This window comes from Bradyrhizobium sp. RD5-C2 (assembly GCF_019972155.1).
GTDB lineage: Bacteria > Pseudomonadota > Alphaproteobacteria > Rhizobiales > Xanthobacteraceae > Bradyrhizobium.
The window spans coordinates 1-22,002 of the sequence record NZ_BOVL01000002.1 but is presented as its reverse complement, the minus strand read 5'-3'; the positions used below and the strand labels follow the sequence as shown (position 1 = coordinate 22,002).

The 22,002-nt window shown below is 65.1% G+C and carries 18 protein-coding genes; 12 read left to right on the top strand and 6 right to left on the bottom strand.

Features of this window, described 5'->3' with window-relative positions:
- Positions 1-36: 36 nt before the first annotated feature.
- Positions 37-1,032: an IclR family transcriptional regulator gene (locus BraRD5C2_RS00935; protein ID WP_223966200.1), complete on the bottom strand. Its 996-nt coding sequence runs from the start codon at positions 1,030-1,032 to the stop codon at positions 37-39.
- A gap of 19 nt (positions 1,033-1,051) precedes the next feature.
- Here BraRD5C2_RS00935 and BraRD5C2_RS00930 point away from each other — a divergent pair, with 19 nt between their 5' ends.
- From BraRD5C2_RS00930 to BraRD5C2_RS00920, 3 genes are all read left to right on the top strand, one after another.
- Positions 1,052-1,231, top strand: a complete 180-nt coding sequence (locus BraRD5C2_RS00930; protein ID WP_223966199.1) for a hypothetical protein — start codon at positions 1,052-1,054, stop codon at positions 1,229-1,231.
- Between the two features lie 61 nt (positions 1,232-1,292).
- Positions 1,293-3,062 (top strand): acyl-CoA dehydrogenase family protein, encoded by a 1,770-nt coding sequence (locus tag BraRD5C2_RS00925; protein WP_374707942.1) that lies wholly within the window; start codon positions 1,293-1,295, stop codon positions 3,060-3,062.
- A 34-nt stretch (positions 3,063-3,096) separates the two neighbouring features.
- Positions 3,097-4,317, top strand: a complete 1,221-nt coding sequence (locus BraRD5C2_RS00920) for an ABC transporter substrate-binding protein (RefSeq protein WP_223966197.1) — start codon at positions 3,097-3,099, stop codon at positions 4,315-4,317.
- Between the two features lie 101 nt (positions 4,318-4,418).
- Here BraRD5C2_RS00920 and BraRD5C2_RS00915 read toward each other — a convergent pair whose 3' ends face one another.
- From BraRD5C2_RS00915 to BraRD5C2_RS00905, 3 genes are all read right to left on the bottom strand, one after another.
- Positions 4,419-6,122 carry a bifunctional protein-serine/threonine kinase/phosphatase gene (locus tag BraRD5C2_RS00915; RefSeq protein WP_223966196.1) on the bottom strand — a complete coding sequence of 568 codons (1,704 nt, stop codon included), beginning with the start codon at positions 6,120-6,122 and terminating at the stop codon, positions 4,419-4,421.
- A gap of 30 nt (positions 6,123-6,152) precedes the next feature.
- The gene (locus BraRD5C2_RS00910; RefSeq protein WP_223966195.1) at positions 6,153-7,412 is read right to left on the bottom strand and encodes an MFS transporter; all 1,260 of its coding nucleotides are present in this window, start codon (positions 7,410-7,412) and stop codon (positions 6,153-6,155) included.
- 322 nt (positions 7,413-7,734) lie between these two features.
- Positions 7,735-7,935, bottom strand: coding sequence for a hypothetical protein (locus BraRD5C2_RS00905; RefSeq protein ID WP_223966193.1), 201 nt, complete (start codon positions 7,933-7,935; stop codon positions 7,735-7,737).
- Between the two features lie 114 nt (positions 7,936-8,049).
- On the opposite strand from BraRD5C2_RS00905, the gene nirB reads away from it, so the two are divergent.
- From nirB to BraRD5C2_RS00885, 4 genes are all read left to right on the top strand, one after another.
- The gene (gene nirB / locus BraRD5C2_RS00900; RefSeq protein ID WP_223966191.1) at positions 8,050-10,509 is read left to right on the top strand and encodes a nitrite reductase large subunit NirB; all 2,460 of its coding nucleotides are present in this window, start codon (positions 8,050-8,052) and stop codon (positions 10,507-10,509) included.
- Complete coding sequence (gene nirD, locus BraRD5C2_RS00895; RefSeq protein WP_074130559.1) at positions 10,506-10,835, top strand: nitrite reductase small subunit NirD; 330 nt, start codon at positions 10,506-10,508, stop codon at positions 10,833-10,835. The genes nirB and nirD overlap by 4 nt, the downstream gene beginning before the upstream one ends.
- A gap of 21 nt (positions 10,836-10,856) precedes the next feature.
- Positions 10,857-13,520, top strand: a complete 2,664-nt coding sequence (locus BraRD5C2_RS00890) for a nitrate reductase (RefSeq protein WP_223966189.1) — start codon at positions 10,857-10,859, stop codon at positions 13,518-13,520.
- Between the two features lie 165 nt (positions 13,521-13,685).
- Complete coding sequence (locus BraRD5C2_RS00885; protein WP_223966187.1) at positions 13,686-14,879, top strand: lanthionine synthetase C family protein; 1,194 nt, start codon at positions 13,686-13,688, stop codon at positions 14,877-14,879.
- Between the two features lie 20 nt (positions 14,880-14,899).
- Here the strand turns inward: BraRD5C2_RS00885 and BraRD5C2_RS00880 are convergent, their stop codons facing one another.
- Entirely contained in the window at positions 14,900-15,142 is a 243-nt protein-coding gene (locus BraRD5C2_RS00880) for a hypothetical protein (protein WP_223966185.1), read from the bottom strand.
- Positions 15,143-15,426: 284 nt separating this feature from the next.
- Between BraRD5C2_RS00880 and BraRD5C2_RS00875 the strand changes: the two genes are divergently transcribed.
- Positions 15,427-16,653 (top strand): CaiB/BaiF CoA transferase family protein, encoded by a 1,227-nt coding sequence (locus BraRD5C2_RS00875; protein WP_223966184.1) that lies wholly within the window; start codon positions 15,427-15,429, stop codon positions 16,651-16,653.
- Positions 16,654-16,889: 236 nt separating this feature from the next.
- Positions 16,890-17,285: a Rid family hydrolase gene (locus BraRD5C2_RS00870; protein ID WP_223966183.1), complete on the top strand. Its 396-nt coding sequence runs from the start codon at positions 16,890-16,892 to the stop codon at positions 17,283-17,285.
- Between the two features lie 11 nt (positions 17,286-17,296).
- Here the strand turns inward: BraRD5C2_RS00870 and BraRD5C2_RS00865 are convergent, their stop codons facing one another.
- The gene (locus BraRD5C2_RS00865; protein ID WP_176530624.1) at positions 17,297-17,986 is read right to left on the bottom strand and encodes a TetR/AcrR family transcriptional regulator; all 690 of its coding nucleotides are present in this window, start codon (positions 17,984-17,986) and stop codon (positions 17,297-17,299) included.
- A 295-nt stretch (positions 17,987-18,281) separates the two neighbouring features.
- On the opposite strand from BraRD5C2_RS00865, the gene BraRD5C2_RS00860 reads away from it, so the two are divergent.
- The 3 genes from BraRD5C2_RS00860 (at position 18,282) to BraRD5C2_RS00850 (ending at position 21,836) form a co-directional block, all read left to right on the top strand.
- Positions 18,282-19,514, top strand: coding sequence for an acyl-CoA dehydrogenase family protein (locus BraRD5C2_RS00860; protein WP_212309687.1), 1,233 nt, complete (start codon positions 18,282-18,284; stop codon positions 19,512-19,514).
- 134 nt (positions 19,515-19,648) lie between these two features.
- Positions 19,649-20,707: a phosphotransferase family protein gene (locus tag BraRD5C2_RS00855; RefSeq protein WP_223966182.1), complete on the top strand. Its 1,059-nt coding sequence runs from the start codon at positions 19,649-19,651 to the stop codon at positions 20,705-20,707.
- 214 nt (positions 20,708-20,921) lie between these two features.
- Positions 20,922-21,836 carry a DMT family transporter gene (locus tag BraRD5C2_RS00850; protein ID WP_223966181.1) on the top strand — a complete coding sequence of 305 codons (915 nt, stop codon included), beginning with the start codon at positions 20,922-20,924 and terminating at the stop codon, positions 21,834-21,836.
- The last annotated feature ends 166 nt before the right edge of the window (positions 21,837-22,002 follow it).

Genomic DNA, 22,002 nt, shown 5'->3' with positions numbered 1-22,002 from the left:
GATCGGGCGCGTTTGCGCCGGGTAGCCCGCCCGATCTCAGGTCTCGATCGGCGCTGCGTCGACGTCGATCTGTGGTAGCAGGCCGGGCGACTGCCGTTCGACCAGCTCGCGCATCTTTCCGATGATCGCCTTGCCTTCCGCGGAGATGATCGAGCTCGGGCCGGCGACGGTGATGACGAGCGGGGGCGTCTGGTCGGCCTCGGTCAGCCGCATCGCAATCGCGCTCAGGCCGGGCGTTCCCATGTCGCGCGTGTAGGCGAATCCCTGGCGGCGGATCGTCGCCAGCGCATGCTGGATATCGCCGAAGCGGACCGCGGATGACGGTGCTTCCTCGGCGTTGATCCGCTGCACGATCCGCCGCGCATCCTCGTCGTTCATCAGGCTGAGAAACACCCGGCCCGGAGTCGAATGGGTCAGCAGCCGTCGTGCGCCGGGCTCCAGATAATAGCGCACTGGTGTCGTGCCCTGCAGCACGCGGATGTACTGGCTGTAGAGCTGGTTGCGCGCCACCACGAAGGTGGTCAGCCGCGTCGCCTCGTGCAGCTCGCGCGTGATCGCATCGAGCGTCGCTCCCGGCAATGTCTGGCTCGTGAGCCAGCCGCCGAGCAGGGCGATGCGGACCGTCGGCCGGTAGGTGCGCGCCTGCCGGTCGTGGTCGAGATAGCCGAGTTCGACTAGGCTCTTCAGCAGCGCCGACGTGCTCGACGGCGGATAGTTCAACCGGCGCGCGATCTCGGTCATGGCCGCGGGCCGCTCGATCTCGGCAAAATATTCGAAGATGCGGAGCACGCGATGGGCGGACTTGACGATTGACGGATCGGGGCTGCCGTCGGCAGCGCGAAACAATTCGTCATGCCGGTTGGCCTCGATCACCATCGCCGAGGGATCGTCCGCTTGCAGGCGCACGCGGTCGGCGACGATGCGCCTGCGGCCCCGCCGGGGCGGGGGCTGGGTATCGGAGCGAACGCCCTTCATCTTCTTGCCGCTCGTGTCCTTGAAGGCAGCGCAAGCCTGGTGCGCTGCAATATCCATTGTCGCCTTGTGCTGTCGAATGTGCAGCGAAACCAACGGACGTCAAGCGTCCGCGGTGCGGCATGACCGGGCGTGCGATCCGCGTGCGGACGGCATTTCCTCCACGTATCTGAAATTATTCTCGCAAGCCGGCTCGCCGGTGGACATCGCCGCGATCGTTCCCGATGTTGCAGGCAAGGTTTTGAACACCGAGCGATGACATCCCGCACACCGGCAAGGCTGCCGCGACGTCATCCCGAACCAGGAGAGCCCCGATGCAGATGAGCGCGCGCGACCTTCGCAGCCCCGACGATGCCGCCGATCCGGCCCGCCACATCTCGCATGATTGCGCCGGCCTCAACTTCTATGATTTCGATCGCGGGCTCCGCGGCCTGCTGGGGCTCTATCTGGCGCGCGAGGATCGCGAGCGGCTGGAGCCGCACTTCAAGCGTCTCGGAGAACTGGCGGGCGGCAGCCTCGACCGGTTGGCCCGGATCGCCGACAAGCATGCGCCGGTGCTCAATCCGAGGGACGCCTACGGCCGCGACGAGGACTGGATCGACTATCATCCGTCCTACCGCGAGATGGAGGCGATCGCGTTCGGCGATTTCCAGTTTCACGCCATGAGCCATCGCGCCGGTGTGCTCGGCATGGACCGGCCGCTGCCGGCGGTGGCCAAATACGTGTTTCAGTATCTGTTCGTGCAGTCCGAGTTCGGGCTGATGTGCCCGATCAGCGTTACCGACACCTCGACGCATTTGATCCGCAAATTCGGCTCCGACGAGCTCAAGGCCTATCTGCTGCCGAAGATGCTGTCGGACGACATGGCGACGCTGTGGAAAGGCACCCAGTTCATGACCGAGCGCGCCGGCGGCTCCGATGTCGGCGCCGTCGAGACCGTTGCGCGGCGGGATGGCGACGTCTGGCGTCTGACCGGCGACAAATGGTTCTGCTCGCACGCCGATGCCGACGTCGCGCTGATGCTGGCGCGGCCGGAAGGCGCGCCCGACGGCACCAGGGGGCTCGCACTGTTCGCGCTGCCGCGCCGCCTCAAGGACGGCCGGCGCAACAGCTACCGGATCGTCCGTCTCAAGGACAAGCTCGGCACCAAATCGATGGCGTCGGGCGAGATCCGGCTCGACAACGCGGTTGCCTATCTGGTCGGCGATCCCACGCAGGGCCTCAAGCAGATGATGGAGCAGGTCAACCTCTCGCGCCTGTCGCACGGCGTGCGTGCCGCCGCGATGATGCGGCGCTGTGTCAACGAGGCTGTCGTCAGTGCCTCGTCGCGCGCGGCGTTCGGCCAGCGCGTCATCGATTTCCCGCTGCTGCGCCGTCAGCTGATGAAGCTGATCGTACCGACCGAGCAGGCGCTGTCGATGATGCTGGTGGCGGCGCGCGCGATGGACGATGCCAACGCCGGCTCGGCGCAGGCGAGGGACCTGCTGCGGATCCTGACGCCGCTGTTGAAGTACCGCGCCTGCCGCGACAACATTCCGGTCGCCACCGGTGCGATGGAGGTGCGCGGCGGCAACGGCTACATCGAGGAATGGGTGCAGCCGCGGCTGGTGCGCGATGCACATGTCGGCGTGCTCTGGGAAGGCACCAGCAACATCAACGCGCTCGACATCATTTCGCGCGCCGTCGGCAAGAGCGGCGCGCACCGGGCGCTCGCCGCTGTCCTTCAGTCGCGCCTCGAGGAGGCGAAGGCGTTGCCCGAGCCGTTCCGCAAGCGGCTTCGGACAGCGCTCGATCGGGCGATTGCCTTTGCCGAACGGGTGGCGGCCGATCCCAGCTCGGAGCACACGGCGCGGCTTGCGGCGAGCGCGCTCTACCATGCGGCATCTGCGATCACGCTCGCATGGGAAGGATCCCAGCCTGAGGTGGACGCACGGCGTTTGTTGCTGTCGCGTTTCGTGCTCGAGCATCGTCTGTCGACGAAGGATCCGCTGGCTCCGGCCGACGACGCGTGGGAGCGCGAGGCCATCGATCTGATGCTGAGCGATGCGCCGGTCACGTTCGGTCAAGCGGTCAGATCCCTGACGGCCTGACCACAACAACAAAAAACATCTCGGGGAGGTTTCGATGCGATCGATTGCGGCCGCGCTCACGGCGGTCTTGTGTCTGGCTGCCGTTGGGTCGGTGCGCGCGCAGGTGTCCGGCGACGTGGTGCGCATCGGCGTCATCAACGACATGTCGGGACTTTATTCCGATCTTGGGGGCGAGGGCTCGGTGGAGGCGGCGCGGCTCGCGATCGAGGATTTTGGCCCGACCGTGCTCGGCAAGAAGATTGAGCTGATGTCGGCCGACCATCAGAACAAGCCCGATATCGCCTCCGGCATCGTGCGTCGTTGGATCGACGAGAACGGTGTCGATCTGATTGCCGATGGCGGCAATTCGGCGACGGCGCTTGCCATTCAAGCCATCACCCGCGAGAAGAAGCGCATCTTTGTAATTTCCGGGCCTGGTAGTTCCGATCTTACCGGAAAGCAGTGCTCGCCTTATGGGTTTCATTTCACCTACAGCACTTACGCTGAAGCCTCCGCCGTTACCAAGGCCATGCTCAAGAAGGGCGCGGATACGTGGTTCTTCCTGACTGCGGACTACGCCTTCGGCCATGCGCTGGAGCGCGACGCATCAAGCTTCATAACGACCGCGGGGAGCAAGGTCGTTGGGTCGGTTCGCCATCCGCTCGGTGCGTCGGACCTATCGTCGTTTCTGCTCCAGGCACAGAACTCGAAGGCGAAAGTCATTGCATTGGCGAACGCGGGCGGCGATACGGTCAACAGCCTCAAGCAGGCTGCGGAGTTCGGCATCGGAAAATCTGCCGACCAGAACATCGTCGCTCTTCTGATGTTGATCACGGACGTGCATTCGCTCGGCCTCGAGGCGGCGCAGGGCATCATCTACGCGACGTCGTTTTCGTGGACCCAGAACGAGGCAACCCGGACCTTCGGTCATCGCTTCATGGCGCGTCGGCACGGGCAGGCGCCGACCATGATCCAGGCCGGCGTCTACAGTGGAGTGATGCACTATTTGAAGGCAGTGCAGGCGGCCGGAACCGACGATCCCGGCGCCGTTGCCGCCGCCATGCGCAAGCTTCCGGTCAACGATTTCATGACACAGAATGCACAGATCCGCGAGGATGGGCAGGTGATGCGTTCGATGTATTTGGTCCAGGCCAAATCGCCATCCGAATCGTACGAGCCTTGGGACTATGAAAAGGTGATCGCGACGATTTCGCCGGACGAAGCCTGGCGGCCTCTCGCGGAAGGCGGGTGTCCGTTCGTGACGAAAGCTCAGTAACGTTTGCGTTCGCAGCGTTGGCAGGCTGCTGAAGACGTCGTCCATGGCCTCGCGGTGGAGTCTGCTTCGTCGCCGCCATGGAAGACGTCTTCAACAGCCCGCTAGTGCCGCGCCAGCAGCACGACGATGATCAGGGCCAGGATGGCGCACAGCACCTTCCAGAAGGTCACGGGATCGCGGTCGTGCAGCGATTTGCGGGTCGTGACGGCGGGGCCGGCCCAGGTCGCGCCGTTTTCCAGCTCGTGCGCGAACTCGATGGCGTCGCCGAAGCGTTGCGCGGGTTCGACGCTGAGCGCCTTGCCGATCACCGCATCGAGCCAGGCCGGCAGGTCCGGCCGGTAGCGTGACAGCGGCGCCGGCTTGCCGAACCGTGGCCGCGAGAACGGCTCGATCTCGCCGAACGGATAGTTCGCGGTGAACATGCGGTAGACGGTGACGCCGAGCGCGAACAGGTCGGAGGCCTCGTCGCCGGCCTTGCCGCCGAACAGCTCGGGCGCCATGTAGCTCGCGGTGCCCGGAATATCCTCGGCGGGAAAATCCTCCAGCAGCGGCACGCGCGCGACGCCGAGATCGACCAGGCGCAATCCGCCATCTTTCAGCAGGATCACGTTGTCGGGCTTGATGTCGCGATGGATGATGCCGGCGCGGTGCAGCGCAGTGACCGCGCGCACCAGCTTGGTTGCGATCGCGATGCCTTCGGTGAGCGACAGCCGCGGCGCATGGTTGAGCCGCTGCTCCAGCGTTTCGCCCTCGTAGAGCGGCATCGCCGAATAGAGCCTGGTCTGCCGCTCCGCGGGCACCTCGATGATCTCGCCGATCCACAGGCTGCGCACGCGCGCGGCGACCCAGGCCTCACGCACGAAGGCGAGGCGGTAGGAGCCTTCGCTGGCGACCCGCGGATGCGGAAACTTCAGCACCACTTCGCGTCCGGCACGCTTGTCGGTCGCCTTGAACAGGCGGCTGTAGCGCCCGTCGGACAGCACGTCGTGGAGCGCGAAATCGTCGATCGTGTCGCCGCTTTCCGGCAAGTCCAAAATCGGCAAGGTCGCGATCGCATCAGTGAGGTCGTCGCGATCCGCCGGCGGCAGGTCGACGACGTCGAGCACCAGCGCGGTCGTGTTGTCGCTGCTGCCGGCCGCGAGCGCGGCATCGACGATGCTGCGCGCCGACTCGTCGGGCGGCGTGCGTTCCTCCAGCAGCTGCTGCAGGCGGGAATCGGAGAGCGCGCCGTGAACCCCGTCGCTGCAGATCACGAGACGGTCATGCTGCCGCAGCCCGACCGAGGTGTAATCGAAGCGGGCGAACTCCTCGAAGCCGATGGCGCGGCTCAGCATATGGGCGAGGTCGCCGCGACCGGCGATGTGGTCCTGCGTCAGCCGCTCCAGCCGTCCATCGCTCAGGCGGTAGGCGCGGGTGTCGCCGATATGGATCACATGGCATTGCCGCCGCGACAGGATGATCGAGGAGAACGCGCAGGCCATGCCGCTGCGCGCGGCGTCGACGCGGCCCTGGCCGTAGATCCAGCTGTTGGCAGCTTCCAGCGCCCGCGCGGCGCGGCGGCGAACGCCGAGCGTCTCGGGCAGCGAATAATAGGCATCGATGAAGCTGCGGACCGCGACCTCCGCCGCCTCACGTCCGCCCTTGTGGCCGCCGACGCCGTCGGCGACCGCGGCCACGACGTCGCGATGCAGCGCGCCCGGCTGGCCGAGGCAGGCCGCGACATAGTCCTCATTGGCTGCGCGCTTGCCGGTCTCGCTGGCGAAACCGACGCGTACGCCCAGATCGTGTTGCGCGCCGTTCGCCACGTCCGAACCCGTCCTTTTCGGAGCGGGCCGTTAGACGCGCGCTCCCGACACCGCGCCCCAGGTGGTGCGCCAGCGGACCTTGACCATCGCAAGTCCGATGAAGCCAAGCAACGCCAGCACACCGAAGAACAGGAAGCCGGCGCCGAAACCGCCGGTCATGCCCTTGGCCAAGCCAAGGGTCTGGGCGAGGAAGAAGCCGCCGACGCCGCCGGCGCAGCCGACGAGCCCGGTCATCAGGCCGATCTCGTGGCGGAAGCGCAGCGGGATCAGCTGGAACACCGCGCCATTGCCCATGCCGAGCGCCAGCACGCCGATCGAGAACAGCAGCACCGAGATCCAGGCGATGCGCGGCAGCTCGGTCAAAGCCCAGCCGCCCGCGGTCGGCGCAGTCGGGCCCTCCGGCATGAAGGCGATCACGAGATAGGCAGCCACGACCACGCCGAACAGGATCGACAGTGAACGAATGCCGCCAATGCGGTCGGCGATCATGCCGCCGACGGGGCGGAAGCCGGAGCCGAACGCGACGATCAGCGCGACCAGCATGCCGGCCGCGACGCCCGAGACGTGATACTGCACGGTGAAATAGAGCGGCAGCGCATTGGCGAGGCCGACGAAGCCGCCGAAGGTGATGAAGTAGAAGAACATGAACCAGCGGCTGTCGGAATCCTTCAGCAGCGCGCCGTAGGCCTTCAGCGAAATCTTCTTGCGCTCGCCCGGCGCGTCCTTGGCCGCGAATGCGTAATAGGCGAGCACCATCAGCATCGGAATCAAAAGGCAGCCGAACACGGCCTGCCAGCCCCAATGTTCGGCGATGGTCGGCGCGAGCAGCGTGTCGAGCACCACGCCCATATTGCCGGCGCCGGCGATTCCCATGACCACGCCCTGATATTGCGGCGGATACCAGCGGCTGGCCTGGGGCAGGGCGACCGCGAACGAGGCGCCGCCGACGCCGAGCGCAAGCCCAAACAGCTCGATTGCGAGCTTGCTGGTCAGCCCGAAATGCCAGACCGATGCGGTCGCGGCGATCACGACGAGCTGGGCGATGATGCCGGTGCGCTTGGCGCCGATGATGTCGGCGAGAATGCCCATCGGCACGCGCAACAGCGCGCCGGCCAGCACGGGAATGGCGACCAGGGTGAACTTCTCGTTCACCGCCAGATTCATGTCGCGCGCGATGTAGACGATCAGCGGGCCGAGCGCGACCCACGCCATGAAACTGATGTCGAAGTACAGGAACGCGGCGAGCAGGGTCGGCCAGTGACCTGCCTTCTTGAACTCAGCTAGCTTCATTGCAAGCGTCTCGCGGTGATGCGGCGGAGATGGCCGCTGACGTGCGACGCTCTCGGGCGCAGATAAATCGAATGTGGGTGAATGCGTGAGCGCGCTCGCCGTTGAGACGCACTCCGTCAAGAGTTCAGGTCAGCAAGTTGCGTGCCATCGAATCGATCGCGTCGCTTTGCCTTGCAGTCGCAAGACGTTGCCGCGAGATCGCGAACCAAGTTCGGCGCTCGGAATTGGCGTGGCTTGCAGCAAGCGCCGCCGCGCAAACGCGCATGCTGATGCTTTCTTGTGCGATGCGTCACGAGCGCGCGATGACGTATCAATGGCGGGTTCACGATTGCGGCCGCGGCCGCTGATGTTGTGATGCACAAGAGATCATCGGCGTGGCTAAAAAATCGGCCAGCCGGACGCGCGCCGCGGCATCAGGCACATGCGAGGTCGCAGAAAAGCCGTTGATTTTGCTGCCATATTCGCTCGGGCCGAGTTGGCACGCGTCTTGAATATCAGTCAGTAACGGAACATCGGTCGTCATCGAAGACGGTCTGCGCCCGCGGCTGGGCTTCCTACAACTCCAAACCTTTATCGGTGCCTATCAACGACGCACGCCGCGTCGCTGGATAGCGCCGTCGGAATTGAAAGGCAGACCATGCTCGACAAAGTGACCAAGCAGAAGCTCGTGGTGATCGGCAACGGGATGGCCGGCATCCGCACGGTCGAGGCGCTGCTCGAGCGCGCCCCAGATCTCTACGACATCACGGTGTTCGGTTCCGAGCCGTACGGCAATTACAACCGCATCCTGCTGTCGCCGGTGCTCGCCGGCGAGAAGACCGTCGACGACATCATGCTCAACACCGTCGACTGGTACGAAGACAACAACATCACGCTGCGCAAGGGCGAGACGATCAGCATGATCGATCGCCGCACCTGTGAAGTCGTCACCGAGGCAGGCGAGCGCGTGCCCTATGACCGCCTGCTGATCGCGACCGGCTCAAATCCGATCATGCTGCCGCTGCCGGGCAAGGACCTGCCGGGCGTGATCGGCTTCCGAGACATCTATGACGTCGACCGCATGATCAAGGCCTCGACCGACTATCGCAACGCGGTCGTAATCGGCGGCGGCCTGTTGGGCCTCGAAGCCGCCAACGGGCTGATGAAGCGCGGCATGAACGTCACGGTCGTGCATCTGCTCGACACCTTGATGGAGCGCCAGCTCGATCCCGTGGCCGGCGGTCTCTTGCGCAAGTCGCTGGAAGAGCGCGGCATGGTGTTCAAGATGCCGGCGCAGACCCAGGCGATCCTGGGCGAGGACCGCGTCACCGGCGTGCGCTTCGGAGACGGCACCGAGCTGGCGGCCGATCTCGTGGTGATGGCGGTCGGCATCCGTCCGAACTTCGAGCTCGCCAAGAAGGCGGGGCTCTACTGCGAACGCGGCATCGTCGTCTCCGACACCATGCAGACCTATGACGGCCGCATCTATGCGGTCGGCGAATGCGTGCAGCATCGCCGCCAGACCTACGGTCTGGTCGCGCCGCTGTTCGACCAGGCCAAGGTCTGCGCCAACCATCTCGCGATGAAGGGCTTTGCCACCTATGACGGCTCGGTCACCTCGACCAAGCTGAAGGTCACCGGCATCGACCTGTTCTCGGCCGGCGACTTCGCGCCGGGCCCGGACAAGGAGGAGATCGTGCTGCAGGACGCCAATCGCGGCGTCTACAAGCGCATCATCCTGAAGGACAAGAAGATCGTCGGCGCCGTGCTCTATGGCGACACCATCGACGGCCCCTGGTACTTCCAGCATTTGCGCGACGGCACTGACGTCTCGCACATGCGCGAGCGCCTGGTGTTCGGCGCCGCCAATCTCGGCGACGGCGGCGTCAACGGCCAGAACTCGGTTGCCGCGATGAGCGACGAGACCGAGATCTGCGGCTGCAACGGCGTCTGCAAGGGCGCGATCGTCAAGGCGATCTCCGAGAAGAAGCTGTTCACGCTCGACGACGTCCGCGCCCATACCAAGGCGTCATCGTCCTGCGGCTCCTGCACCGGCCTCGTCGAGCAGGTGCTGGCGTTCACGCTCGGCGGCGACTATTCGGCGGCGCCGAAGGTCAAGCCGCTGTGCAAGTGCACCGATCACAGCCACGACGACGTCCGCCGCGTCATCGTCGAGCAGCAGCTCAAGACCATTCCCGCCGTCATGCGCTTCATGGAGTGGAAGACGCTCAACGGCTGCCATTCCTGCCGTCCGGCGCTCAATTACTACCTGCTCGCGACCTGGCCGGGCGAATATCGCGACGATCAGCAGTCGCGCTTCATCAACGAGCGCGTCCACGCCAACATCCAGAAGGATGGCACCTATTCGGTGGTGCCGCGGATGTGGGGCGGCGTCACCACGCCGAGCGAGCTGCGCGCCATCGCCGATGTCGCCGAGAAGTTCAACATCCCGACGGTGAAGGTCACCGGCGGTCAGCGCATCGACCTGCTCGGCGTCAAGAAGGAGGACCTTCCGGCGGTGTGGGCCGATCTCAACGACGCCGGCATGGTGTCGGGCCATGCCTACGCCAAGGGCCTGCGCACGGTGAAGACCTGCGTCGGCTCCGAATGGTGCCGCTTCGGCACCCAGGACTCCACCGGTCTCGGCGTCAAGCTCGAGAAGTTCATGTGGGGCTCTTGGACGCCGGCCAAGGTCAAGCTCGGCGTCTCCGGCTGCCCGCGCAATTGCGCGGAGGCGACCTGCAAGGACGTCGGCGTGGTCTGCGTCGATTCCGGTTACGAGATCCATTTCGCCGGCGCCGCGGGCTTGCACATCAAGGGCACCGAGTTCCTGACCAAGGTCGAGACCGAGGACGAGACGCTCGAGGTGATCGTGGCGCTGACTCAGCTCTACCGCGAGGAGGGCTGGTATCTCGAGCGCATGTACAAATGGTGCGACCGCGTCGGTCTGGAGCAGATCAGGAAGCGGGTGGTCGACGACATCGCGAACCGCAAGGCGCTGTTCGCCCGCTTTGCCCATTCGCAGCAGTTCGCGCAGACCGATCCGTGGGCCGAGCGCGCCAGCCGCGGCGTCGACCGCAACGAGTTCGCGCCTCTCGCCGAATTGGAGCTCGCATGACCAGCTGGATCGAAATCGGCGCGCTCGACGACATTCCGCGGCTCGGCTCGCGCGTGGTGCGCACGCCGGGCGGCAACATCGCGGTGTTCCGGACCGAGAGCGACGAGGTGTTCGCGCTCGACGATCGGTGCCCGCACAAGGGCGGGCCGCTGTCGCAGGGCATCGTGCACAACAAGCGCGTGACCTGTCCGCTGCATAATTTCGTCATCGAGCTGGCCAGTGGCCAGGCGGTCGCACCCGACGAGGGCTGCACGCATACCCATCCGGCCAAGGTCGAGAACGGCGTTGTCTGGCTGTCGGTGCGTCAGGCGGCCGCGGTGAGCTGAGCGGGCAAGGATCGGCCAGCCATGCCCGTCAAGACCACGTGTCCCTATTGCGGTGTCGGTTGTGGCGTCATCGCGTCGAAGGACGCGGCGGGCGCGGTCCAGGTTGAGGGAGACAAGCAGCATCCGGCCAATTTCGGCCGGCTCTGCAGCAAGGGCTCGGCGCTCGCCGAGACCATCGATCTCGATGGGCGTTTGCTCGAGCCTGTCGTCGACGGCGTGCCCACGGCGTGGGACGACGCGCTCGATCGCGTCGCCGATGGCTTTAACAAGGTCATTCGCGAGCACGGGCCCGATGCGGTCGCGTTCTATGTCTCCGGCCAGCTGCTGACCGAGGACTATTACGTCATCAATAAGCTCGCCAAGGGCTTTGTCGGCACCGCCAATATCGACACCAATTCGCGGCTGTGCATGGCCTCCAGCGTCGCGGGGCACAAGCGCGCCTTCGGCAGCGACACCGTGCCGGGCTGCTACGAGGACCTCGAGCAGGCCGACCTGCTGGTGCTGGTCGGCTCCAACGCCGCCTGGTGCCATCCGATCCTGCACCAGCGCATGCTGGCGGCTAAGGAGAAGAACCCGGCGTGCAAGATCGTGGTGATCGATCCGCGCCGCACCGCGACCTGCGAGGGCGCCGATCTGCATCTGCCGCTGCGCTCGGGTAGCGACAGCGTGCTGTTCAACGGGCTGTTCGCATTCCTCGCCGGCAGCAGCGCGGTCGATCGCGGCTTTGTCGGCAATTGCACGACGGGGATCGTCGACGCCCTCAAGCAGGTGGCAGGCCAGACCCTGGCGCAGACCGCCGCGACGTGTGGGCTGAGCGAAGGCGCGGTCGGACTGTTCTTCGACTGGTTCACGAAGACCGAGCGCGTCGTCACGCTGTATTCGCAGGGCATCAACCAGTCGTCGAGCGGCGTCGACAAAGTCAACGCCATCATCAATTGCCATCTGTTGACCGGGCGCATCGGCCGTCCCGGCATGGGTCCGTTCTCGCTCACCGGCCAGCCCAACGCGATGGGCGGCCGCGAGGTCGGCGGGCTCGCCAACCAGCTTGCCGCGCACATGGAAATCGAGAATCCCGCGCATCGCGAGCTGGTGCAGCGCTTCTGGCGCGCGCCTGTCATTGCGGAGAAGGGCGGGCTGAAAGCGGTCGACATGTTCGACGCCGTCGCCGACGGACGCATCAAGGCGGTGTGGATCATCTCGACCAATCCGGTGGTGAGCCTGCCCGATGCCGATCGCGCGCGTGCGGCGCTCGACGCGTGTGAGCTCGTCGTGGTGACGGATTGCATGCGCGACACTGACACCACGCGGCATGCCGATGTGCTGCTGCCGGCGCTGGCGTGGGGCGAGAAGGACGGCACCGTCACCAATTCGGAGCGCCGGATCTCGCGGCAGCGGCCGTTCCTCGCAGCACCAGGCGAGGCGCGCGCCGACTGGCGCATCATCCGCGACGTCGCCAGTCGTATGGGATATTCCGGCTTCGACTACGCCTCGGTCGCGGAGGTGTTCCGCGAGCACGCCGAATTGTCGGGCTTCGAGAATCAAGGCCAGCGCGATTTCGATATCTCGGCGCTGGCTGCGCTCGATGATCGCGCCTATGACGCGCTGGCGCCGGTGCAGTGGCCGGTGACATCGGACCATCCGGCCGGCACGCCGCGGATGTTCGAGAGCCAGAAGTTTTTCACGCCCGACCGCAAGGCGCGCTTCGTGCCGGTCGCGCCGCGCGCGGCGCAGCATGCGACCAGCCGCGACTTTCCGCTGGTGCTCAACACCGGTCGTATCAGAGATCAGTGGCACACCATGACCCGGACCGGGAAAACCGGACGGCTGCTGTCGCATATCTTCGAGCCCTATGCCGAGTTTCACCCTGAGGATGCGCGGCAGGCCGGGCTGCAAAACGAAGGACTGGTGCGGCTGACCAGCAGCTGGGGCGAGATGATTGCGCGCGTCGTGGTCAGCGCCGACCAGCGCCGTGGCTGCGTGTTCGTGCCGATGCACTGGAACGAGGAATTCGCTGGCGAGGGCCGCGTCAACGCGCTGGTCAATCCGGTGGTCGATCCGCTGTCCGGCCAGCCGGAGTCCAAGCACACGCCGGTCAAGGCCGATCCTTACGCGCCGAAATGGCACGCCTTCATCTTGAGCCGCGATGCGATCAAGCGTCCGGCAAGCGGCTACTGGGTTTACGGCAAGGCCGGCGATTGCACGCGGCTGGAGCTCGCGCTCGACGTCCGCCCGGAGAGCTGGCGCGATTGGGCGCGGGCGCAGCTCGGCCTCGAAGGCGTCGAGATCGAATGGATCGCCTATCGCGATCCGGCCGCCGGCCGCTTCCGCTATGCTGCGGTGCGCGAGGGCCGGCTCGAGGGCTGCGTGTTCATCGCGCCCGATCACGTGCTGCCATCGCGGGCGTGGCTGGCCGGGTTGTTCGCCGAGCAGCAATTGTCGGCCAATGCGCGGATGGCGCTGCTGGCCGGGCGGCCGTTCGGCGCGGGCGAGGATGTCGGGCCGATCGTCTGCTCCTGCTTCAGCGTCGGACGGCACCAGATCACCGCAGAGATCAGGAAGGGCGCCGACAGTGTCGAGGCGATCGGCCGCTGCCTCAAGGCCGGCACCAATTGCGGCGGCTGCAAGCCCGAGATCGGCAAGCTGATCGGCGCCACCGCGCGGCCGCAGCAGGCGATCGCGTCCTGAGACCCGGCGCCGACTTGACGCCTCATCGCTGCGCCGCGCCTTCAGGTGGTGCAGCTGGTTTGCCGCGCGGCATGCTTTTGGATAGCTTTCGTTCAATCGTGCCATCCTTACTTGCCTCACCTGAAGTACAGATGGACAGCGCTCAGGAGCAGGAGCCGCTACGCCATGATTACCGCGGGACGTCATCGTCTGCTTGCGCCGGACGCCTGGAATGAATCGGCTGTTCGGGGCACGATCGAAGAAATTGCGGCCGATGCGGTCGCACATTTCCATCCCGATACGTTCTGGCCGGCTCATCCGAGTGAAGACGGTGGAGGAGACGGTGATCCCAGCTTCTACAAGGGGGCGGCCGGGGTCATCTGGGCACTGGATTACTTGCACCGCGCGGGGGCTACCCAGGTCGCCGGCGATTTCCGCCCCGTGCTGCCGAAGCTGATCGAGCAGACCGTCATCGACCACGACGCCAGTTCGCTGCCCGATTATGAGAAGCATGGCTCGCTGCTTCGCGGCGACATGGGGGCGGCACTTCTCGCAATGCGCCTTGAGCCGACATCGAGCCTCGCCGACCTAGTCTATAGGCGGGCCGAAGCAAACAATGAACTGCCGATCCGGGAGCTGATGTGGGGAATGCCGGGGTCGATGGTCGCGGCAGTCCACATGAGCAGGATGACCGGGGAATTGAGATGGCGCGGCCTGTTCGAAGTGCAGGCGGCGCGGCTGTTGGCCGAACTGGAGGATACGCCGCAAGGTCCACTTTGGACCCAGGATCTCTACGGTGCCAAGGATCGCTTTCTCGGGCCGGTTCACGGCTTTGCCGGCAACGTGATCCCGTTATTGCTCGGATGGGATTGGTTGACGGCAGTGCAGCAGGCGCACGTCGCCGAATTCGTGCCGAATTCGCTTGAAGCGAATGCGTGGCGCTACGACATTGGCACGACATGGGGCCCGAGAAGCAAGCGCGAGAAGCGGCTTTTCATATGCCAGCATTGTCACGGCGCGCCGGGAATGGTGACGAGCTTTGCGGACGCGCCGTTCGCTACGCCGGAATTTGACGCGCTGCTGCTGGATGGCGGGCGCTTTGCCTGGGCCGCCGGACCGCTGACAAAGGGCTCGAACCTTTGCCACGGCACGGGTGGAAACGGCTACGCATTCCTCAAGCTCTACCGACGCACGAATGATCCGATCTGGCTCGACCGCGCGCGCCAGTTCGCCATGACGGCCATCGTCCAGTTTCGTGGCGCCCAGATGGTTACCGGCCGCGGCCGGTATTCGCTTTGGACCGGTGACATCGGCCTTGCAATCTACCTTTGGGATTGCATCACCGGGGATGCCCGGTTTCCGACGATCGATGTGTTTTGACTCTAGAATGAGTCCGCGTCCTAGCAGCCGCGGCAGATGCTCTTCAGCTTGCTGTTGAGCAGGCGGTCCTCCTCGTCGGAGGCCGCCTTGGTGTAGGGGTCGTCGGCGTGGCGTCTGTCGGCAGCAAATCCGCCGCCGCGACTGGCGCCGCCGGCATGCATGCCGTGCAGACCGCCACCATGGCCATGGCCGCCACGCGCATAGGCTGCCGGCATTGCGGCCGCAAGCAGCATCAGCAGCCCGGCCGTCGTGAATGTCCGCATGATGTCCTCCTCGTCGCGGTAAAGTACCGCTGACGCTGGGGCAAATCGGTGTCGGCCAACTTCACAATTTCGCGTGGCGGCAATCGGCCGATCCTCGCGGCCGGTTCCCGAAGGACTCCGCCGCTGCGCCACACGGGGATAGCTTCATGCCGACAATGCAGTGCTCGCGGCGCCAAAATGGTGTATCGGCAAGCTCTGGCGCGCCCAAGACGGGGGCAGGACACGTGCAAGGCACGGTCCGGCGCCGGATAATCAAGATTGAGCAAGATTTCGGAGGAACGTTCATGTCGGCTCTGCCACTTTCGGGCATCAAGATTCTCGACCTGACGCGGGTGCTCGCGGGCCCGCTGTCGGCCCAGATGCTCGCGGATCTCGGCGCCGAGGTGATCAAGATCGAGCGGCCCGGCGGCGGCGACGACGCCCGCGCCTTCGGCCCGCCCTACCTCCCCGATCCCGAAGGCAAGGCGAACAACAACAATTCGTTCTACCTCTGCGCCAACCGCAACAAGAAGTCGGTCACGGTCAACATCGCCAAGCCCGAAGGGCAGGCGATCATCCGCGAGCTCGCCAAGTCGGTCGACGTGATGATGGAGAACTACAAGGTCGGCGACCTCAAGCGCTATGGCCTCGACTACGACACCATCAAGCAGCTCAACCCCGGCATCATCTATTGCTCGGTGACTGGCTTCGGCCAGACCGGCCCTTACGCCACGCGCGCCGGCTATGACGCGATCCTGCAGGCGATGGGTGGCCTGATGAGCGTCACCGGCCATATCGACGGCGAGCCCGGCGCCGGCCCAATGAAGGTCGGCCCCTCGATCGTCGACTACATGACCGGCATGAACACCTCGATCGGAATTCTGTCGGCGCTCTACAATCGCGACGCCAACAATGGCGAAGGGCAGCATGTCGACGTCTGCCTGTTCGACACCGTGATCGCCTCACTGTCGCACTGGCTGCAGATCTATCTCGTCAACGGCAACATGCCGCCGCGCCGCGGCACCTGGGGCAATGGCGGCATGCCGGCCGGCGTGTTCCGCTGCACCGACGGCGAATTGATGCTGGTGGTCGGCAATGACGGCCAGTTCCAGCGCACCTGCGCCGTGCTCGGCGAACCCGAGCTCGCCAACGACAAGCGCTTCGTCAAGAACAACGACCGCGTCGTGCACGGCAAGGAGATCATGGCGATCTTCGCCGGCCTGTTCCTGAAGCATCCGGTCGCCTACTGGCTGGACAAGCTCGAGGAGGCCGGCGTGCCGTCGGGCCCGATCAACAATTTCGAGCAGGTGTTCAGCGATCCGCATGTGCAGTCGCGCGGCATGCGGGTGAAGGTCGATCACCCCTTCGAGCCGAACCTGTCGCTGATCCGCAACGCGCTGACCTTCTCGGGCACGCCGATCACCGACTACCGCGCCCCGCCGCTGCTCGGGGCCGACACCAAGGACGTGCTGGCGACCATCGGCTATGATGACGCCAAGGTCGAAGGGCTGAAGGCGCAGGGGATTCTGTAGGCCCGCGCCGGAGCCACGCCGCGTAATTCCGTCATCCTGAGGAGGCCGCGCAGCGGCCGTCTCGAAGGGTGAACGGCCCGGCTGGTGGCCGTTCATCCTTCGAGGCTCGCAAGAGCTCGCACCTCAGGATGACGGAGCGAGAGGGGGCTCGCGATAACACTTCGACTTGTATCGAAGCATCCTTGACACGAGCCTGCTAGATTGGCGCCATCGATCCCTTATCGAAGGTGCCAATCATGAAACGGGAAGTGGTCCGCGTCGAACCGATCTCGAGCTGGCTGGAGCGCTGGAAGGCGCCGGCGTCGGCGGTCACCCGCGCCGGCAACATGATCTTTGTCTCCGGCCTGCCGCCGTTCGATCCGGCAACCGGCGAGATCGCCGCCGGCGCCTCGATCGAGCGGCAGAGTGAGCTGGTGATGGAGCAGCTGAGGCAATGCCTCGAGGCCGCCGGCGCGTCGTTCGACAATGTGATGAAGTGCAACATCTTCTGCACCTCGGCAAAGCACTTCGCGACCTTCAACGCGATCTACCGGAGATACTTCGCGGATGATCTGCCGGCGCGGATCTTCGTCTGCATCCCGGAATGGACCGGGCCGTTCGACATCGAGATCGATTGCATCGCGATGGTGTAGGGCAGGGCCACTTACAGATCCTGGCGCGTCAGCCGGCCGTGCACCACGACCGGCCGCAGCGCCGGCTTGCTCGGCACGTCGCCCATCGTCAGCGCCATCACCGAGACCGTGACCACGCGATCGATGATGGCGCGGACGTCGTCGAGATCGCATTTGCCTTCCGACAGCCGCAGCAGGCGTTCCTTCTCGCGGATGGTGTGATGCGCCATCGCGAGCGCGAAGTGCAGGCCCCAATACAGCTCGGTGTCGTCGCGGCCCGGCATCGCGCGGCGCATCGCGGCGGCGAATTTGCGCAAGTGATCGACCTCGCGATTCTTGATGCGACGGATCGGCGGCACGGATTCGATCGAGGCCCGGATCATGAAACGCGCCGCGGTCGAACCCTCGCGATCGGGTCCGAGGCAGCCGCGCAAAGTGGGCCCGACGAGGGCGCGCATGATGTCCTCGATCGAGGCGCGGCCGCCGCCACTTTCCTCGGCCGCCTTCAATTCATTGAGACGTTCGCGGTTGGTCTGGATGCTGCGGGTGACGAACAGTTCCGCGATCAATTCGTCCTTGGAGCCGAAATGATAGTTCACCGCCGCGAGGTTGACGTTCGCCTCCGCGACGATGTCGCGCAGCGTGACGTCGCCGAAGCCGCGGTCGGCATAGAGCCGCTCGGCGGCGGCGAGAATGGCGGATCTGGTTTGGTCGCTGGCCATGGCTGAGAGCCTTTCCGTTATTCCGCGGTATGCCGGGGAATGACGAAGACGACAGGGAGTTGCATTTCAAACATTTGTATGAAACTATCGTTTGAAGAGCCGGAAATGTCAATCCGCTGATCGCGGGGCGACTTTCTGGCACACCACCGCCGCCGTTTCCGTGAACGCCCTTGCGGACCGAGGAGGCGGGGTCAACAATGTTGCCCAAAAGGCCAAGGCCGAAGTTCGAGACCCAATCAGGGCCCGAGTTCACGGCCAGGTCAGCGGCCCAAGTCTAGGAAACGAGGAGCGTCCCATGGATTTCACGATGTCGGCCAGGCAGAAGGAATGGCTTGAGCGCGTTCAGGCTTTCATGAAAACGCATGTCCGCCCCGCCGTGCCGATCTACGACAAGCAGGACGCCGAAGGCCCGCGCTGGAAGGTGATCCCGATCCTCGAGGATCTGAAGAAGAAGGCAAAGGCCGAAGGCCTCTGGAACATGTTCATGCCGCCGTCCTCGCATGAGGACGACGAATTCCACGGCGCGGGATTGAGCAACCTCGAATACGCGCTGCTGTCGGAAGAGATGGGCCACATCTCTTGGGCGTCCGAGGTGTTCAACTGCTCCGCCCCCGATACCGGTAACATGGAAGTGTTCATCCGCTACGGCACCAAGGAGCAGAAGCGCAAATGGCTGCGCCCGCTGATGGACGGCGAGATCCGCTCCGCCTTCCTGATGACCGAGCCCGCGGTTGCGTCCTCTGACGCCACCAACATCGAGACCCGGATCGAGAAGGACGGCGATCACTACGTCATCAACGGCCGCAAATGGTGGTCGTCGGGCGTCGGCGATCCCCGCTGCAAGGTCGCGATCCTGATGGGCAAGACCGACTTCAACGCCGCCAAGCATCAGCAGCAGTCGCAGATCCTGGTGCCGCTCGACACCCCCGGCATCAAGGTCGAGAAGATGCTGCCGGTGTTCGGCTTCGACGATGCGCCGCACGGCCATGCCCAGGTGCTGCTCGAAAACGTCCGTGTGCCGAAGGAGAACATCCTGCTCGGCGAAGGCCGCGGCTTCGAGATCGCGCAGGGCCGTCTCGGCCCGGGCCGCATCCATCACTGCATGCGCACCATCGGCAAGGCCGAAGAGGCGCTGGAGAAAATGGTGAAGCGGCTCGCCTCGCGCACCGCGTTCGGCAAGAAGATCATCGAGCATTCGGTTTGGGAGCAGCGCATCGGCGAGGCCCGCACCGATATCGAGATGAACCGCCTGCTGTGCCTCAAGGCCGCCGACATGATGGACAAGGTCGGCAACAAGACCGCGCAGGCCGAGATCGCGATGATCAAGGTCGCAGCTCCGAACATGGCGCTGAAGATCATCGACCAGGCGATCCAGGCCTATGGCGGCGGCGGTGTCTCCGACGAGGCCGGACTCGCCAAGGACTATGCCCACATCCGCACGCTGCGGCTGGCGGACGGTCCGGACGAGGTGCACAATCGCGCCATTGCCAGACTTGAACTTCGGAAGTATGCAAACACGTCGCACTGAGCATGACGCGGACCGCAGGGCGTTCGCGCTGACATCGTGCTCAGAATGAAAAAGAGAAATCAGGCTGGCGTGCCAGCCTGATTGAAGGAGCGTCCGACGGCGCTCCCCAAAAACTGAATTGAGGGAGCGTCATCGTGGCGGACGGCGTCAGGAAAGACGAAGAATTTTCCGGCACAAGGGAAGTCGAGGAGCGCCATCGTATCAACGAGGCGAACCTCGCGGCCTGGATGCAGGAACACGTCGAGGGCTATCAGGGCCCGCTCAAGGTCCTGCAGTTCAAGGGTGGCCAGTCCAACCCGACCTACAAGCTCGAGACCCCCGGCCGCAACTACGTGATGCGCCGCCGTCCGTTCGGTAAATTGTTGCCGTCGGCCCATGCGGTGGATCGCGAGTTCCGCGTCATCGCGGCGCTCGGCAAGCAGAATTTCCCGGTCGCGAAAGCCTACGCGCTGTGCACCGACGATGCGGTGATCGGCTCGGCCTTCTACATCATGTCGATGGAGGAGGGGCGGGTGTTCTGGGACCCGACGCTGCCGAGCCAGGAGCCAGCCGCACGCCACAAGATCTTCACCAGCAAGATCGAGACCCTGGCGAAGCTGCACATGCTCGATCCCGAGAAGATCGGCCTCGGCGATTTCGGCAAGCCCGGCAATTATTTTGCGCGCCAGGTCGACCGCTGGACCAAGCAGTACCGTGCGTCCGAGACGCAGCACATTCCCGAATTCGAGAAGCTCGCGGAGTGGCTGCCCAAGACAGTGCCGGAGCAGAAGCGCGTCTCGATCGTGCACGGCGACTATCGCCTCGACAACATGATCTTCCACGCCACCGAGCCGCGGGTGCAGGCGGTGCTCGATTGGGAATTGTCGACGCTCGGCGATCCCATGGCCGACTTCACCTATCTGTTGATGCAGTGGACCATGCCGGGCCTCGCCAATGCCGACCTCAAGGCGTTGAACATTCCGAGCCAGGACGAGGCCGCGCGGATCTACTGCGACGTTACCGGCATGGCTGTGCCGGATCTGAACTGGTACTTCTCCTACAACCTGTTCCGCCTCGCGGGCATTACGCAGGGCATTGCGGGCCGCGTCCGCGATGGCACCGCCGCGAATGCCAAGGCCCTCGAGTCGGCCAAGCGCACCGTGCCGCTGTCGCAGGCGTCGTGGGAATACGCGCAGAAGGCCGGCGCAATCTGATCCGAAAACGCGGCGCGATCCCCCAGGGTTCGCGCCGCTTCTGCTTCCGCCTTACCTCGCCCCGCACGAGCGGGGCGAGGTAGCACAATCGCGCCGCTTCTGCGTGGTGCGGCATGTTTCCGCATTGTAGCCATCTGTGACTTGAGTTCGCGGCGCCGCTTTGGCAAGGCAGTCCGGTCAACGCCCGCCCTGGTCCTGATCGGACACTTTCACTTTGGCCCTTTCCCCGAATCTTCGCGGCAGCCTGTTCATGGCTGCGGCCATGGCCAGCTTCACGGCCAACGACACCATCACCAAGGCGGTGTCGGCCGAGCTCAACATCGGCGAGATCCTGCTGGTCCGCGGCCTGGTCGCGATGGTGCTGGTCGCTGCACTCGCCTGGTACCGCGACGCGCTGCGCAGTTTTGGCGCACTGCTGATCTGGCCGGTCGGACTGCGCGTCATGGGCGAGATCGGCGGCACGCTGACCTATCTTTCGGCGATCGCGCAGATCCCGCTCGCCAATGCGTCGGCGATCTTCCAGGCGCTGCCGCTCGTCATCACGCTCGGGGCGGCGCTGGTGTTCGGCGAACCGGTCGGCTGGCGGCGCTGGCTTGCGATTGCCGCAGGCTTCATCGGCGTGCTGGTCATCGTCCGGCCGGGGGCGGAGGGCTTTAGCCAGGCGTCGCTGCTGGCGCTGGCGTCAGTCGGCTTCTGCGCGGTGCGCGATCTCGCCACCCGCCGCATCCCGAAACAGCTGCCGACCGTGTTCATTACGCTGCTCACCACCGTGACGGTGACGACGGCCGGCGCTGCCGTTCTTGTCCCGCTTGGCGGCTGGCGGCCGCCGTCGGGCCACGCGCTCGGCCTGCTGGTGCTGGCCGCGGTGCTGATCCTGATCGGCTACCAATGCATCATCGTGTCGCTGCGCACCGGCGACATCTCGGCGGTGGCGCCGTTCCGCTACTCGGCGCTGCTGTGGGCGATGCTGCTCGGCTATCTCACCTTCGGCCACCAGCCGGACATTCAGATGGTCGCGGGCGCTGCGATCATCGTCGCGTCCGGCCTCTATGCCTTCTACCGCGAGCGCAAGCGCGACAAGCTCCGCCCCGCGGCGACGGGACCGGGCCTGCCACCGGATGGGTTGTGATACTGTGCAGGGTGGATTAGCCGAAGGCGTAATCCGCCGACGGTGCCGCGACGCAGGAGCGGCGGGTTACGTCTTCGGCTAACTTTGCTCTTTCAGGAGGTTGTCCATCTGGTCTGAACCGAGGAAGCTGAGGTTGCGAAGCTTCAGTGTTCCAAGGAAAGACCAG

What these genes read in the sequence shown, in the direction of transcription:
- BraRD5C2_RS00935 (WP_223966200.1), bottom strand. Translation starts at nt 1,032, where the DNA reads ATGGATATTGCAGCGCACCAGGCTTGCGCTGCCTTCAAGGACACGAGC.
- BraRD5C2_RS00930 (WP_223966199.1), top strand. Translation starts at nt 1,052, where the DNA reads ATGTGCAGCGAAACCAACGGACGTCAAGCGTCCGCGGTGCGGCATGAC.
- BraRD5C2_RS00925 (WP_374707942.1), top strand. Translation starts at nt 1,293, where the DNA reads ATGAGCGCGCGCGACCTTCGCAGCCCCGACGATGCCGCCGATCCGGCC.
- BraRD5C2_RS00920 (WP_223966197.1), top strand. Translation starts at nt 3,097, where the DNA reads ATGCGATCGATTGCGGCCGCGCTCACGGCGGTCTTGTGTCTGGCTGCC.
- BraRD5C2_RS00910 (WP_223966195.1), bottom strand. Translation starts at nt 7,412, where the DNA reads ATGAAGCTAGCTGAGTTCAAGAAGGCAGGTCACTGGCCGACCCTGCTC.
- BraRD5C2_RS00905 (WP_223966193.1), bottom strand. Translation starts at nt 7,935, where the DNA reads ATGACGACCGATGTTCCGTTACTGACTGATATTCAAGACGCGTGCCAA.
- nirB (WP_223966191.1), top strand. Translation starts at nt 8,050, where the DNA reads ATGCTCGACAAAGTGACCAAGCAGAAGCTCGTGGTGATCGGCAACGGG.
- nirD (WP_074130559.1), top strand. Translation starts at nt 10,506, where the DNA reads ATGACCAGCTGGATCGAAATCGGCGCGCTCGACGACATTCCGCGGCTC.
- BraRD5C2_RS00890 (WP_223966189.1), top strand. Translation starts at nt 10,857, where the DNA reads ATGCCCGTCAAGACCACGTGTCCCTATTGCGGTGTCGGTTGTGGCGTC.
- BraRD5C2_RS00885 (WP_223966187.1), top strand. Translation starts at nt 13,686, where the DNA reads ATGATTACCGCGGGACGTCATCGTCTGCTTGCGCCGGACGCCTGGAAT.
- BraRD5C2_RS00880 (WP_223966185.1), bottom strand. Translation starts at nt 15,142, where the DNA reads ATGCGGACATTCACGACGGCCGGGCTGCTGATGCTGCTTGCGGCCGCA.
- BraRD5C2_RS00875 (WP_223966184.1), top strand. Translation starts at nt 15,427, where the DNA reads ATGTCGGCTCTGCCACTTTCGGGCATCAAGATTCTCGACCTGACGCGG.
- BraRD5C2_RS00870 (WP_223966183.1), top strand. Translation starts at nt 16,890, where the DNA reads ATGAAACGGGAAGTGGTCCGCGTCGAACCGATCTCGAGCTGGCTGGAG.
- BraRD5C2_RS00865 (WP_176530624.1), bottom strand. Translation starts at nt 17,986, where the DNA reads ATGGCCAGCGACCAAACCAGATCCGCCATTCTCGCCGCCGCCGAGCGG.
- BraRD5C2_RS00860 (WP_212309687.1), top strand. Translation starts at nt 18,282, where the DNA reads ATGGATTTCACGATGTCGGCCAGGCAGAAGGAATGGCTTGAGCGCGTT.